We start from the raw sequence: 14,545 nt of genomic DNA, 5'->3' as shown, positions 1-14,545 counted from the left end.
TGCCTACTCATCTTACTAAATAGAATATAAGCCTATGTCATTGATACAGATTGAAGACTTCAGCCTCACTTATCACAATCAACATCGCCCTAGCCTATCTCACATCAGCCTCAGCATTGAGAAAGGCGAAAGTGTGCTACTCACAGGCCACAGCGCCTGTGGCAAAAGCAGCCTGCTACGCGCCTTAAGCGGCATCGTGCCTCATATCTATCCTGCCCAATTAAGCGGCAAACTTAAGATTGCAGAACATATTCCTGCACAAACGCCAATCCATCAACTGGGGCGGAAAATTGGCATGATTTATCAAAACCCACGCATGCAATTTTTTTGTCGCAATGTGCGCGAAGAACTGGCATTTGCACGAGAAAACGCAGGTGAAAATCCACAAGAAATTCTGCTCGATATTGAATACGTTAGCCAAGCCTTAGCTATCGACACTCTACTTGAACGCAACCTTTGGACACTCTCTAGCGGCGAACGACAGCGTGTCGCCATTGCAGCGGCACTCGTGGATAAAGCCCCAATCCTACTGTTTGACGAACCTAGCGCAAATTTAGACACCGAAAGCATCGCACAGCTGCGCGACTTGCTTCCAAGTTTGAGCGAACGCGGCATCACCATGCTCATTGCCGAACACCGCTGCCATTTTTTCAAAGACAGGGTTCATCGCGTCATCACCATGAAACAAGGAAAAATCATCAACAATCAAAAAGCCAAAGACTATTGGCAAGAAACGCCAACTAAAACTCTTTTAAGCCACAAGCCCTCATCACCGCTTAAGCCCCACCTTGCTTATCATGCGCCCAATCAAGCCCCATTTGCTTGTGAAAAGGGCAGCATTAGCGCAATCATAGGTCAAAATGGCAGCGGCAAAACCACGCTATTACGCACACTCGCAGGACTCAACAAAACCGCCTACCCCATTATGCTCAATGGCAAAGCGGTAAAAGCCAAACAGCTCATGCAACGCAGCTTTCTTGTCATGCAAGACATACCGCGCCAACTCTTTGCCGCTAAAGTCTGCGAAGAAATCACCCTGCCGCAGCGCAAACTCAATCAGCAAGATAAAGAACGCCTTGAACACTATCTCAAGGTTTTTTCTATCGCGCATCAAGCTGAGCAGCACCCACAAGCCCTATCAGCTGGCGAGCAACAACGCGTTTTGCTTGCCGCTGCACTCTATGCACAACGAGACATTTGCTTACTGGACGAACCCACATCAGGGCTAGATGCTTGTAGCGCCGAGCAACTCTGCACAGAACTCAGAAAACTGGCAGATAAAGGCAATATGGTCATTGTCGCCACCCACGACCCTAGCCTGATCGCCTATGCCGACCACATCTACCGCTTGAACAAGCATCAGCATGATTGAAGTCTATTGGAGCAGACTCGCTCCGCTCAGGCTATTATAGTCAAAGAATTGAAAAAGTATTACGTCGTTGGCTCGCCTTGCCGTACGCTCTTGTACTGTCTGCGGCTCGCCGCCTTGTACTACTTTTTCACTTCTCCGACTATAGAACGACATTGCCTAACAACAGAATGGCAAGCGGCACAATCTTACTACCGCTTAGAAGATAAACAGCGTTTTTTAACAGCACGACTCCTCTGCCGAGAAATTGCCGCACCTCATATTAATCACCCAGCGCAACATTTATCTATACACAAAAACAAACAAGGTGCGCCTTTTTTAACCTTGAACGCCTATCAGCATCAGCCTTTATTGCCTAATATCAGCATCAGCCATAGCGGTGATTATGTTGCCATTGCACTGGCTTGGCATATCGCGCTAGGAATTGATTTAGAATATGAAACACACTGTGATTTTGCCCAATTTAATGAAATTGCCCTACAACCGCATGAATACTGCAAGCTAACAGCATATTCACGCGCACAATTTACGCGTAAGCGACAGTTTATTGCTTGTGTGTATTCTGCTAGGGCGAAGTGGCGTTTTGCTTTTGAAATGGAAATTCTTGGAATTTAATTTCTCCATTGCGCATTTTTTCACTAATTTTTCCTAAGGAATAGTCAGGGTGGCAGAAAATGCTGCCTTGACCTGTGCGGCACATTCCCATTTCTGTCATTAGAAAAGAAAGAGAAAGGATGATGGCTGCATCACGTACAAGTATTTTAGGTGTAATTTTTGAGTATTTACAAAGAGTAAAAATAAAAAGGACACTTAAAAAAGTAAGGTTAATGAGAAATAGTTTCCAATAAAGCAACATTTTTTCTCCTGTTTAACAATATGTTAAAACCCCAAAATGTATGGGATTGATGTCTAATTTATCAAATATTTAAGTTTTTTCATGAGTGATTTAGATTGGATTGTCGAGGCTCGCCGCCATATCGGGATGCGCGAGATTGTCGGACTTGCGCACAATCCTAAAATACTGGAAATGCTGCGCAAGATGGGCGGTTTTCTGGCGAGCATAAGGCGTGGTGGGCGGAAGACGAGACGGCTTTGGAAAACAGCATTCCCCACCATGCCAAGCTACAATTGATTTATCGAATTAGCACAACGTGCATTACCTGCTATGTTGGTTTTTCTCAGTACTCAAATGGGGAAATGTACAGGCATCAGTATCGTGGATTCCACCATCTTATCTATTTGCCACAATCGTCGAATTCATAGGCATAAAGTATTTAAAAACATTGCTCAACGTGGCAAAAGCAGCATGGGTTGGTTCTATTTGCTTGTTTGCGTATAAGCCGCAGATGTTTGGGAAGAATGCTTTGGCGGCTGCTAAATAGAGGTGGCTTATCCCGAACTCAGGTTAAATTTAAAGAAAAATTTATTTCAAACACAATTATATATTTCTTTTATTATTAACACAGTTTAAAGAGTATAAAAATTCCCCTCGTCCTCATTGATAATTATCAAAAACAAAATTAAGATACAAAAAAATATAGAGGACTGAACATGAATAGAAAAATACATCTATACATAATGACGGCACTGTGCGCCGCAAATGCACAAGCAGATTTACCGCTTTCTCTTGAAGGTATCTCGCCCGAGGAGCCGAGGAGCATCGCATGAAATTAGGTTTATCAATGACCTACTACAACCGCAATGCTGATATTTATACTCAAGGCAGTAATTATTTCCTCACGCCGCAAAATACGCTCATCGAAATCCCCACACGCCTGCAAACAGGCAAGCAAAATACAGATATACTTTATGGCAATCTCGGCTTTCAATACGGCTTAAGTCAAGACACCGAAATTTATACAAATTTAGGTGCTTTTTGGCAACAAAACCGCTACAGTTTAAATAACCGCAATCTTTCAGAAAGCAAAAACGAGCTTTCCGAAATCACGCTAGGCTTAAATCATGTATTGCTGCGTGATGGTGCAAACCCCATGCTGATTGGTGTTGTAGAAACTGCCGCTTTAGAAAAAATCGGCGGTGAACGCCATCACGGGAAATCCTGGTTTGTAGGTATTAATGCCTATAAATCTATTGATCCTGTTGTTTTTTCATTAAACACAGGTTATCGCTTCCATTTAAAGCACAACGATAATTACCGCTTGGGAAATTATTGGCTTATTCGTCCTGGAGTCTCTTTTGCCGCTAACGACCGTGTCAGCTTCAATGCCAAATTACAATGGATAGGAAAACAAGGCGACCGCATTAACGGTATCAAACAAACATTTGAAACAAATAGCCGTGCCAGTATCGGCGTCGGCTATGCCGTCTCATCACAAACATCACTCTCTGCTGATGCGCAATGGCATCTCTCAGGAAATGAGGGTAGCAATATCACATTTGCTCTTCAGCATAGATTTTGATGTAATTTCATAAACACAGGAGAAAATCATGAAAAAACTCATATTAACCATCGTCATTACTGCTTTTGCCGGCACTAGCTATGCAGATACTCAAACTTTTAGCCAGATAGGAGATGAACAAGCTTTTAACGCAGCGCTCTCAGCCATTAAGCAAACATCGCACACAGATGCTATTGCCGAGGCAATATTCGACAATCAATTCGCACTCGCTGCACTTAGCCCAGAGGAAATGAATGAAACCGAAGGTGCATTTGCTTGGGGGACTTTAGGAAATGGAATGTTAATTGGCTCTGCTTACAATGTATCCTTAAATAATATTATGCATTATTTAAAGTATGATGAATTTGCCAGCTGGGATTCTAATGCTCAATCCGCAGTATTGGGTGCAATATTAGGTGCGAGAGCATTTTTGCCTGGCGCTTCAGCGAACCTAAAAACATGGCAAACTTTAACAGCAAGGGAGAAATATGATTTACTTACACCAAAAGATAAGATAGAGGCTTTAGTAAGATATCATGCTTATAAAACAGATATAGTAATATTAGGAGCAACTTTTCCATACGAAAATTCCAACAATTAACATATAGGAGAGAGAATATCAAGGTGTAACCCTTGATATTCTCTACAGATAAAGATAATAACATCATTCGTAAATTATAGAAAATATGAATAATGGTTTTATATATTTAGCCACTGCATTTCTGTTATTGCTATGTTCTAAGATTGGCGTTACGCCTGTCGCCTTCAAAAAGAAAATGACAATAGTTTTTCTAGTAGGAATTTTTACATCTTTATTCTTTTTTATTGCAGTAAATAAATTCAAACTCTCAGTTTTTTTAGCCATTATTATAGCAAGTTTTATTATAACAGCCAGTTTTCACTGGTTGGCATTTAAGCGTTGGAATTGATATGGAACATCCTTTATTCACTCCGGGAAGCGTGGTTAGCTGCGTCTTATTTATTGTATTTTTCCTAGTTTTTATCGTGCATTGGGAGTTGAGCGACACTTCGGGGAAAGCACTTTTTAAAAGATTATTAAACTACATCGCTATTTACCTAGCACTCTCATATTTTGTCATCTTTTTCGCCTTTAAAAAATTCAGCTACGCCCCTATTTTTTTGCTAGGGTACTTCGGCCTACGCTATGCTGTTGACAGCTGGAGCGCTAGAAATAGCAACGAGGATTTTTTAAATAATAAATAAGCGCATAACCTACAAATTATCAGGTATTTTCAATATGCAAAAAATAACTCTTATTCATGAAGTTCTCATTATAATTGCTGTATATTCTGCCTTGATGCACGTCAGTCTCTCCCATCAAAAAACGCTCGTTAAATTATTCTGCCTGTCATTCGCTTTTTCCATATTTTCCCTATATCATTTAATGATGAGAGACAAATTATCTCCCGCTTTTGCCATGTTTAAACATCAAAGTATCAGTTCCGAGATACTGCTGCTGATATTTTCCGCCACTTCTATATTATTATTCATATTGATGAGGAAACATGAATAATTACCTCCCCGTTATCTGCCCTTTGCTGATTGCAATTGCCTGCCGGATTTTTATTTTCTCATTGCAATGTATCACAGCAGAAATCACCGCTCGAAAAGTGATAAAAATAGGGGTGATTTTAAGCATTATTTATCTTGTCATTACTTTCCCCATATTTATCTTGGCATTTGATTTTTATATTTTTCCTATCGTTTCTCTTATTGTTATTTGGGTATATTTTATTTTTATGTCATTGCTTTATGAGGGCTATTTTGAAAGAATGAGAAAAGATGGTTCATTATTATTACTATATAAAAAATGAAATATTTATATTTATTTATTTTAGCATTTAATATCGCTTAAATCATCAGACAAAACCATTTTCTTTACCACGGAAAAATCATGAAAAAACTCATATTAACCATCGTCATTACTGTTTTTGCCGGCACTAGCTATGCAGATACTCAAACTTTTAGCCAGATAGGAGATGAACAAGCTTTTAACGCAGCGCTCTCAGCCATTAAGCAAATACCGCACACAGATGCTATTGCCGAGGCAATATTCGACAATCAATTCGCACTCACTGCACTTAACCCAGAGGAAATGAATGAAACTGAAGGTGCATTTGCTTGGGGGACTTTAGGAAATGGAGCCTTGGCTGGTGCAAGCTTTGGCGTTGCTACTGGTAATTTATACCACTATATTGCACATGGAAGTTTTGCGAGTTTAGAGTCAAATTTGATTTCAGCAACCGCTGGCGCAGCAACAGGCGGATTAACTGGTCTTGGTGCCGCTGCCGCTGGTAAAACATTAACCCAAGTTTTGACTGAAGATTTAAGTAGATTAGCTGCTTATCATGCAATAAAAACAGAACTTGCAATTAATGCAGCAACGTTTCCTTGGCAAGACTCAAATCCTAATAATCCATAAATAATAGGCGGTCAATCCTTAAAATGAGGATTGACCTTTTATCATTATTATTTTGAGAAATTTGATGATGGACGCAAATAACGAAATTACGGAACAACTTATTTTTATAACATCTATGGCATTAACCAGCTTAGGCATGACAATCGGGGCTGCAAAAAAACCTTTAAAAAATAAAAAACTTGCTATGTTTTTTGCAATTATCTGCATATCTTTATTCAATTTCGTATATATTAAACAATTCAGGTTTGACATATTATTATTTATCATATTCTCTATTATAGTTATCTCTATTTCTACACATTTTTTATTTAACAAAAAACCAAAGAAAGAGAATAAATGACTATGGTTGCTCATGGCGCAATTAGTGTAATTATATGTTTTATTACTCTTTTTATATTTTGCGTACATACAGAACTTTTAGATGAAAATGATAAAAACATAAGAAATAAAAAAATTTTAAAACTATCAGTCGTCTATAGTTTAATTTATTTATTTCTAACCTCACTGCTTCCATTTTTATTATTGCAATTTTTTAGCCTAATTCCATTTGGATTATTATTGTGGATATGGGCTAAATTTGGCATACAGGCAATGCTGAATGAAAAATTTTTCGATAGTGAACCACTTTCACCAGAATTAGAAAAACGCATTAATAGCAGAAAAAATTTAAAAAAATTAAATATATCAAGAGAAGCACATGAGAATAAATTACTGGCTTATTTCATTTTTACTAGTCACTCAATTTTCTATTGCTCAAATCAGCATACAAGATTATTTTCCGCCAACCATGCATCCGCAGGTAAAAAGTTGGAAATATCTGCGGGATGAGGGAATTATTAAGCAAAATCTGGATTATTCCTGCGGAGCAGCAGCAATTGCGACTTTACTCAACCGTTATTATGGACAATCTTATTCTGAAGCCGATATTTTGGAACGATTACTTCAGGAAGCACAGGAATCTTGGCGGGCTTCTTTTGCCGACATGCAGAAAATTTTGCCTAATTTAGGCTTTCAGGCACAGGGTTATGCTTTGTCTTTTGAACAATTACAGCATTTACGTGCCCCCGTCATTGTGTATTTACGCTATCGCAATAATGAACATTTTTCCGTTTTATACGGCATTAATAGAGAAACCGTTTTACTCGCCGATCCTGCTTTAGGGCATTTATCTCTGAGCCGGGAACAGTTTTTAAGCGCATGGCAAACGCGTGAGAGTGAATTAAGCGGCAAGATTTTAGCAATTGTTCCTAATGCAAAGCAGATGTCTATCGCTACGGACTTTTTCACAAATGTTCCGCAAAGAAAAAGCGCTATTGCACTGCAAATAGAGATGATGCAAAAATCTTATAGGTAAAGATGACTATATTTCTGAATCTTTCCATTATTCGCCTAATCTTAATAATAACCTGAGTTCGGGATAAGCACCCCACTAAAAAATAAAGAGCAATGTTGATGACCGTAAAGGCTTACGACAAATGGCAAACAAACTGTTTGGATTGTTGGTTGGGGATAGAGGCTATATCAGCAAAGAGTTAAGCGATTGCTTAGAAAAGAGATACAACATCACTTTACTGACAGGCAAGAAAAAGAATATGAAATCCCCGCCCCAAAGTCCTGAACAAAAAAGGTTGTTAAAACAAAGATGTGTTGTTGAAACGATTTTTGATCAGTTAAAGAATCTATGCCAAATTGAACATACTCGCCATCGTTCAGAGAAGGGATTTTTGTTGAATCTGATTTCTGGATTAACGGCATATTGCTTGTTTGCGTATAAGCCGCAGATGTTTGGGAAGAATGCTTTGGCGGCTGCTAAATAGAGATGGCTTATCCCGAACTCAGGTTATAATGCAAAGCATTGCCTGCCTAAACAGGCTTTTTTATGAGGAGTTTTGATGCTCGACCGTCATCATCTTGCCATTATCGCCGCCGTCATGGAAACCGGCACCCTGACCAATGCCGCCGATGCCCTGCATCTTACGCAACCTGCCCTAAGCCATACCATCAAAAAACTGGAAGATATATTAGGTACGCCGATTTGGGAAAAAGACGGCAGACGGGTGCGTCTGACCCGTGCAGGGGACTATCTCCATCAAATGGCGCTGCGGCTCTTGCCGCAATTCGAGCGCGGCGAGACGGAATTACGCCGCTTTGCCCAAGGGCTGCGCGGCAGTCTGCGCATCGGCATGGAATGCCATCCTTGTTATCAATGGCTGTTGCGCAATGTGCGTCCCTATCTCGAACAATGGCCGGATGTGGATTTGGACGTGCATCAGCAATTTCAATTCAAAGGCATTGCCGCGCTGTTTGCTTATGAGGTTGACGTGCTGATTACCCCTGATCCCGTGTTCCGCGAAGGATTGATTTTCACGCCGGCTTTTCCTTACGAACTCAAGCTCGCCATGCACGCCTCGCATCCTTTGGCGGCAAAAACGGCGATTGAAGCGGCGGATTTGAGCAATGAAACCTTATTCACTTATCCCGTGCCGACGGAAAGACTGGATATTTTTCAGCAGTTTCTCCTGCCCGCCAAGCAAAACGTCGCCCTGCATAAGCGCGTGGAAACCACGGAAATTCTGCTGGAAATGGTGGCGGCAAACCGCGGCATTACCGCCTTGCCGGGTTGGCTTTTGGAAAACCAGTTTGCACATTTGCCGCTGGTCAGCAAATCCATCGGCGCCGGCATTCATAAGCATATCTATTTGGGCATTCGCGAAAATGACGCCGAGATTGATTACATCAAGGGCTTTATCGCGCAATGCCTGGCGCATGATAATGCCTGAAGCCTTTATTGTTTGCGGTAATCGCCGGCGCTGATGCCGTAGTAATTTTTAAAGGCTTTGCCGAAATTGGTTTCGCTGTTAAAGCCTGAAAGCAGGGCGATGTTTAAAATGCTGTCTTGGCTGTTTTTGAGCAAATGAGCGGCTTTTTGCAAACGGGTTTGCAAGATAAAGGCATAGGGGCTGATATTGAGATGCTGCTTGAACAGGCGCATCAATTGCGCTCTGGAGAGATGCCCTAATTCGCAGAGTTTTTCAATCGTCCAATCTTGTTCGGGATTGTGCATAATCGCGTGGATTAAAGGCTGTAGGCGCGGTTCCCGTCCGGCTTTGATAATACCCTCGGGCAATGCGGGCGAGTCGGCAAGATAGGCGCGGATAATCATGATGAATAATGCCGAAGATAAGGCGTGAATCAGCGATGCGGCGCCCTCGTCATACTTATCGGCTTCATTTTTCAACAGCCGGCTTAAGGTTTGCAGGGCGGGATGCTCGACATTGATGGCAATCATCTGCGGCAGAGCGCGGAAAAGCGCCGCATTCGCTTCATAATGAAAAACGGCGCAGAAAAACTCCATATCGGCTTGTGCATAATCGCCGCAGTAGTTCAGGGTAAATACGCCTTGCTTGCGGCTGTGTATCTTTTCTTGCCGATGCAGGGATTTATCGCTGCTGCTCAAGCGGTGTGTATGCGCCTGCGGAAAGAACAGAATATCGCCCTGCTTAATCGCACGGGCTTCTTTTTCTCCTGCGATATTCAGCCAGCCGCTGCCGCGGCTGATGATGTGCATATTGGCCTGCCCCTGCTTTTGCTCATGCGGAATCGACCAATCCCCTTGCAGGCGGCAATGAATATCCGCTTGACCGCGAATCTGTGCCAGCTGAATCAGTTGATCGAGAATATCCATCTTTTTTGCCTACAATATGAGAGGATTTGATAGGTATGATAGCGAAAAAAGTCGCATAATGCCCGCTCTTCAATGAGAAACTTAGGAGCATATGATGTTTAACGATTGGAACGCCCATACCGCACATGTCAAAAAATCTTTTGGCGAATTAGGCAAAAATCATCCCAAAATGTTGCAGGCTTATCTGTCATTAGACCAAGCGGCAGCGGCAGAGGCTTTGGATGAAAAAACGCGGGAATTGATTGCCATTGCGGTGGCGATTACTACGCGCTGCGAAAGCTGCATCAGCGTCCATGCCGAGAAAGCGGCGAAATTGGGCGCCACGGAAAGCGAAATTGCCGGTGCTTTGGCAACCGCAATCGCTTTGAATGCGGGAGCGGCTTATACCTATGCTTTGCGTGCTTTAGAAGCTGTTGAAGCGCAAAAATAATCGCTATAGTCGAAGAATTGAAAAAGTATTACGGCGTTGGCTGGCCTTGCCGTACTATCTGTACTGTCTACGGCTCGCCGCCTTGTACTACTTTTCCACTTCTCCGACTATATTTCAATTATTCGGGAAATATGATGAAACATTTATTAAGAAATACCTTAATCGCAGCGGCATTGCCTTATTGTCGCTCGGCGCTTGGGCGCAGGCGGCGGTCGAACAGCCTGCGGCGGCGGTTAGCGAAACAGCGGCTGCCGAATCGGCTGATAAAGCGGCGGTCAAAGCCGAAGGAATATGGATTGACGTGCGCACCGCAGAAGAGTTTGCCCAAGGACAGAGTTTTGACCAGATAGAGTCGGTCGATGAAATGATACCGTCGCCGTTTTCATCATATTGATGAAGAGCGGCAAAACCATCAGAAGCTAAAGTCCCATCTTTTAATGCGGTATGATTACCAAAAAGCTCCGCACCATTATCAATTTTTCCATTGCCGTTTAGGTCTAATACTAGTAAGCCGTCATGCTCATCTAGCCAACCAGTTCGCTCTGCAAAACCAGAATTATCTAAGTCAAAGCGTGTAGAAATACCTAAAGGAAAAGTTTGAATACCATTTTTGTTTAAATCAATAACCAAAGGTGATGTGGTACATTCCGCTTCAGATATATTGGGTTGATTATCTGTACATTGATTCCCTTTAGGAATTTCGTTCCCAGTAAAAGCTTTATAAGCTTTGTCATAAAGCCAACCTAGTCCTGTGCTAACAGGGTAACTTAGTAAAGCTCCACCAAGCATAGCCGCAACTGGACCAACAGCAGGAATAAAAGAAAGTAATCCTCTAGTTATAAAATTTGATGAGACTGCAACTAATGAATTTTTTGCTGCTTGAGCAGTATTACAATTTCCAACTATATCAACTATAGGTACAATTGCATTAGCTACATTTCCAGCAACACTTAAATTCTTACCTAGTTGTGTTGCAAATTTTTGGGCGTTTCTTTGGATTGAATTAATATCATCCCTTATTTCATAATAAGTTTGTGCCTTTTTCCAATAGTATTGTTTATCCGCTTCAGAATATATATATCCTTTAGAAGACATATAATCATACACTCTTTGTCCTGTATTATAGTTATTTTTAACAAATTGACTAAATTGATTCGAGATATCTTTTCTAAATTTATCAGACCCTAATTCATTAAGAACTCCTCTCAATGTACTATGCCTATTTATAACCTTTTTAGCAAAATAGTCAGAACCATATTTATCCAATAGAAATTGTTTATAGAATTTAAACTTTTCCGATGCTTCATCAATTGATGCTGCATTAGCATACATCTGAACCCAGTTATTAAGATCATTAGCAAGTTCAGAGTAATCTTTAGGTTGTTTATTCTCACAGACATTACTCATAGTAATTCTCCTTAAGTTTTATTTCTCACAAAATTTATAAAAAGCGTATGATGAAGCTATGGATGTGGTAATTGCATCCATTTCTGATTTTCTATAAAAAAATAGGCTAAAATAACATAACCTGTATATTAAAAAGAAAACAATAAAAAAAAGAAGACAAAAATAGTTTATTATTCCAGCAGGAGAGATATCAAAATCATACCTAGTCACATTACTATAAGTAGATAGTACCTCAACCATTGGTGCCGCCAATAATAAAACTAAAATTACAAAAGATACTACAATTATATCAGCATAATATAAGAAAAAATTTTTCCAAGAATCAAAATTCCTAACAATGACAAAATATTTTCTTGCAAGAAACAAAACCATCAAAGTATACAAAATAATAAATATAAAAAAATAACCTTTTAGTAGATATTGCTTTTCTGGCATTTTAGTAATACTAAAAAAAATACCTACTTTATTTATTGAATCAAAATAAAAATAATCGTAGAAATTATAAATAAGAAACCCAGATATTATTGATACCATAACAAATGGGGGAATAAAATATATTCCCAATGTTTCAGCTATTCGCCTTTCTTTATTTTGTTCAGATTTTTTATAAAGATTAAAATAATCAATATAGAATTTTCTATCTTGCATATGAATAATATTATATATTTTAAACTCTCTATTATAAAAATCTTCTTTCAAAACATTAGTTGAAAAATCTATCAACTTATTAGTGAACTCACTATCAGACATCTATAGACTCCGAAAATTTATTTTATTTAAATCAAAAATAAAAAAAGGTGCACAGGTTTGACGAATCTAGTCATAAGCAGACTCTGAGGTAAAACATCAACACCATTATAGACAGAGATAGCAACTGTCATGATATCATCAGAAGAACTTTTTCCCATATTATCTCTATTATCACATTCACTCATTTTTTCTCTCCTTAAAGCAAGTATTGCAAAGTAGCCCATACAATAACAAATAGTCATCATAATTAGAAATTCTGCTCCTCCGACAAGGAAAGAACTGCTTTCAGTAAGATGAGATTTATTAGTATAGGCATGTTCAGCGCCAATTAAAATATAACCTATAATTGAATAGATCCAGAGCATGCCATATTTTAATTTCCTAGAAAAATAATATGGTAACTCTACAGCCCATTGAATATTTTTTTGTTTATTAAATTTAAACAAGCTTAATGTAAAAATTAAAGAAAATAAGATACCTAATGGAATGGTTATATAAGCTCTTAAAAATGTATGTATATTTTTTGCGTCAAAAGCTGCCCCTAAAGAAATAAAATTTGTATAAAAATTATTATGGTAATCGAAATTAAAATACGCATCTAGAGAATTATTCCACGCAAATGGAAAAAAAATAAAAACAATAAATACATGCTGGAAAAAAAACAATACAAAAAATTGATTGATGGGAGTATATCTCATAATTTATTCTTGGGGCTGAAGTAGATTAGCATTAAATTTCACACCATTTCTGCAAAGTTTTGAGGTGCTGAGATGGTCTCCCATAGTTGAACCCCAGCACCAAGTACCCAGATAGCCATGCCCTGTGAGATGCTCAAGCGTCACTAATTGGCGGGCATCCATCACATGCGGATAAATTTTCTTAGGATCGCGGCTATAAGGATCAACATCCTCACTGCCTGTCCAGCGATAAATTAAGTCATCTAGCAAAGATTCACGCTTAGTTTCAGCTAAAGGTTCAAAGGTTGCCGCCGCTTCGCGTAAATCTCGCAAATTGCCTACGCCTTTTAAGTTCATCCATAATAATTGTTCTGATGTGAGAGGAATTTTTTCTACATATTCAGAAACCAAAGTATTGCGCGTAAAGTTTACATCCCCCATCTCAGCAGTTGAACCATCTAATTTTTCATAACTGCCTTTTTGGGTAATCGTGTTATCACCTTCAAGTTTCTCATCAACAGCGGTGTGTTCAAGGTTCAGTGCTTTTACGCCGGCGGCTTCAAGCGTTAATAATTCGCCGTCATCGGTAATACCGTTGCTGTTTACGTCTCTCCAAATCCGCAGCTCGGCAAAATCAGCATCATTGGCATCCACTTTGCCGTCTTGATTGCTGTCAAATTCCGCTAATGCTTCATAGCCGTTTTTAGCAAGCGCACCGCTTTTAAGTTCATAGGCGTCACCAAAAATCTCACGGCCATTATTGATCTTGCCATCTTGGTTAATGTCGCGGACTAAAATACCGTCATTGGCATCCACCCAACCTATCGCATTGCGGATGCCGTTGGCATTATCATCAAACATCACTGCACGGTTTACCGCTGCTGCAAGGGTTTTAATCCCATTGCCATCAAGATCAATAATCAAGGGATCGGTGAAATAGTATTTTTGCTCCTTTGAACGATCCAAATCTAGCCATGGATTCATCCAATCCGGGAAAGCAGAATAAACAAATTTTGACCAATCTTCAGCTTTTTCCCAAAGAAAACCTTTGAAATTATCAGCGTTAAAGAAGTCATCAGCCGCCATAATTGAGTTACCATCATTATAAGTATGATCGCCGTATTCTTTAATAAATATACCAGCTACAGAAAAAATCTCTCCTGCTTTAAAGCCACGAGAAGCTAAACCATCTCCTGCCGCAACAAATAAATTACCTAGGAGATTATTTAAATCATGTAGATTAATTTCATTTTTCTGAGTTATAGATTGATATATTTTAGCCGCATCATTAGCCAAAGATAATGTAGAAAGTGATGAAGATGCGTTATTTGTTAATTCATTACCCTTCCCTAAGGAATCTCCCATATTGGCAACAACCTGAACCA

Annotated in this window: 16 protein-coding genes and 4 pseudogenes; 13 read left to right on the top strand and 7 right to left on the bottom strand. The window is 39.7% G+C overall.

Annotated features, from left to right (window positions below):
- Positions 1–34: 34 nt before the first annotated feature.
- Entirely contained in the window at positions 35–1,372 is a 1,338-nt protein-coding gene (locus tag A5N84_RS06905) for an ABC transporter ATP-binding protein (protein WP_072281787.1), read from the top strand.
- A gap of 36 nt (positions 1,373–1,408) precedes the next feature.
- On the opposite strand, the pseudogene A5N84_RS13655 reads toward A5N84_RS06905, so the two are convergent.
- A pseudogene (locus A5N84_RS13655) lies at positions 1,409–1,525 on the bottom strand (IS30 family transposase); the annotation flags it as partial.
- Between A5N84_RS13655 and A5N84_RS06900 the strand changes: the two are divergent.
- Positions 1,487–1,984: a hypothetical protein gene (locus A5N84_RS06900; protein ID WP_072281786.1), complete on the top strand. Its 498-nt coding sequence runs from the start codon at positions 1,487–1,489 to the stop codon at positions 1,982–1,984. The pseudogene A5N84_RS13655 and the gene A5N84_RS06900 sit on opposite strands and share 39 nt — an antisense overlap.
- Here A5N84_RS06900 and A5N84_RS10015 read toward each other — a convergent pair.
- Positions 1,935–2,225 (bottom strand): hypothetical protein, encoded by a 291-nt coding sequence (locus A5N84_RS10015; RefSeq protein ID WP_143324868.1) that lies wholly within the window; start codon positions 2,223–2,225, stop codon positions 1,935–1,937. The two genes, A5N84_RS06900 and A5N84_RS10015, sit on opposite strands and share 50 nt — an antisense overlap.
- Before the next feature lie 240 nt (positions 2,226–2,465).
- On the opposite strand from A5N84_RS10015, the pseudogene A5N84_RS13485 reads away from it, so the two are divergent.
- The 10 genes and pseudogenes from A5N84_RS13485 to A5N84_RS06835 form a co-directional block, all read left to right on the top strand.
- Positions 2,466–2,690: pseudogene (locus A5N84_RS13485) on the top strand (transposase); the annotation flags it as partial.
- Between the two features lie 343 nt (positions 2,691–3,033).
- Entirely contained in the window at positions 3,034–3,789 is a 756-nt protein-coding gene (locus tag A5N84_RS06890) for a hypothetical protein (protein WP_072281785.1), read from the top strand.
- A 28-nt stretch (positions 3,790–3,817) separates the two neighbouring features.
- Positions 3,818–4,369 (top strand): hypothetical protein, encoded by a 552-nt coding sequence (locus A5N84_RS06885; protein ID WP_072281784.1) that lies wholly within the window; start codon positions 3,818–3,820, stop codon positions 4,367–4,369.
- A gap of 329 nt (positions 4,370–4,698) precedes the next feature.
- Complete coding sequence (locus A5N84_RS06875; RefSeq protein ID WP_072281782.1) at positions 4,699–4,992, top strand: hypothetical protein; 294 nt, start codon at positions 4,699–4,701, stop codon at positions 4,990–4,992.
- A gap of 302 nt (positions 4,993–5,294) precedes the next feature.
- The gene (locus tag A5N84_RS06865; RefSeq protein ID WP_072281780.1) at positions 5,295–5,603 is read left to right on the top strand and encodes a hypothetical protein; all 309 of its coding nucleotides are present in this window, start codon (positions 5,295–5,297) and stop codon (positions 5,601–5,603) included.
- Positions 5,604–5,683: 80 nt separating this feature from the next.
- Entirely contained in the window at positions 5,684–6,211 is a 528-nt protein-coding gene (locus A5N84_RS06860) for a hypothetical protein (protein WP_072281779.1), read from the top strand.
- Positions 6,212–6,547: 336 nt separating this feature from the next.
- Complete coding sequence (locus A5N84_RS11990) at positions 6,548–7,039, top strand: hypothetical protein (protein WP_072281777.1); 492 nt, start codon at positions 6,548–6,550, stop codon at positions 7,037–7,039.
- Positions 6,999–7,565 carry a C39 family peptidase gene (locus tag A5N84_RS06845; protein WP_072281776.1) on the top strand — a complete coding sequence of 189 codons (567 nt, stop codon included), beginning with the start codon at positions 6,999–7,001 and terminating at the stop codon, positions 7,563–7,565. Before A5N84_RS11990 ends, A5N84_RS06845 begins: the two co-directional genes overlap by 41 nt.
- Positions 7,566–7,656: 91 nt before the next feature.
- Positions 7,657–8,028, top strand: a pseudogene (locus A5N84_RS06840) (transposase); the annotation flags it as partial.
- Positions 8,029–8,103: 75 nt separating this feature from the next.
- On the top strand, positions 8,104–8,991 hold the full coding sequence (locus A5N84_RS06835; protein ID WP_072281774.1) for a LysR family transcriptional regulator: 888 nt from the start codon (positions 8,104–8,106) through the stop codon (positions 8,989–8,991).
- A gap of 5 nt (positions 8,992–8,996) precedes the next feature.
- On the opposite strand, the gene A5N84_RS06830 is transcribed toward A5N84_RS06835, so the two are convergent.
- Positions 8,997–9,896: a cupin domain-containing protein gene (locus A5N84_RS06830; RefSeq protein WP_072281773.1), complete on the bottom strand. Its 900-nt coding sequence runs from the start codon at positions 9,894–9,896 to the stop codon at positions 8,997–8,999.
- Between the two features lie 94 nt (positions 9,897–9,990).
- Between A5N84_RS06830 and A5N84_RS06825 the strand changes: the two genes are divergently transcribed.
- Positions 9,991–10,326, top strand: coding sequence for a carboxymuconolactone decarboxylase family protein (locus A5N84_RS06825; RefSeq protein WP_072281772.1), 336 nt, complete (start codon positions 9,991–9,993; stop codon positions 10,324–10,326).
- Between the two features lie 114 nt (positions 10,327–10,440).
- On the opposite strand, the gene A5N84_RS10870 is transcribed toward A5N84_RS06825, so the two are convergent.
- From A5N84_RS10870 to A5N84_RS10290, 4 genes and pseudogenes are all read right to left on the bottom strand, one after another.
- Positions 10,441–11,733, bottom strand: a complete 1,293-nt coding sequence (locus A5N84_RS10870) for an EF-hand domain-containing protein (protein ID WP_072281771.1) — start codon at positions 11,731–11,733, stop codon at positions 10,441–10,443.
- Positions 11,734–11,751: 18 nt separating this feature from the next.
- Positions 11,752–12,483 carry a hypothetical protein gene (locus tag A5N84_RS06815; protein ID WP_072281770.1) on the bottom strand — a complete coding sequence of 244 codons (732 nt, stop codon included), beginning with the start codon at positions 12,481–12,483 and terminating at the stop codon, positions 11,752–11,754.
- Positions 12,484–12,509: 26 nt separating this feature from the next.
- The gene (locus A5N84_RS06810) at positions 12,510–13,181 is read right to left on the bottom strand and encodes a hypothetical protein (RefSeq protein WP_072281769.1); all 672 of its coding nucleotides are present in this window, start codon (positions 13,179–13,181) and stop codon (positions 12,510–12,512) included.
- A gap of 3 nt (positions 13,182–13,184) precedes the next feature.
- A pseudogene (locus tag A5N84_RS10290) lies at positions 13,185–14,545 on the bottom strand (hypothetical protein); the annotation flags it as partial.

Origin of the sequence: Rappaport israeli, assembly GCF_001888055.1 — a bacterium.
Taxonomy (GTDB): Bacteria; Pseudomonadota; Gammaproteobacteria; order Cardiobacteriales; family Cardiobacteriaceae; genus Rappaport; species Rappaport israeli.
Note: the sequence above shows the minus strand (reverse complement) of the source record. Positions and strands in the feature narration are given on the sequence as shown.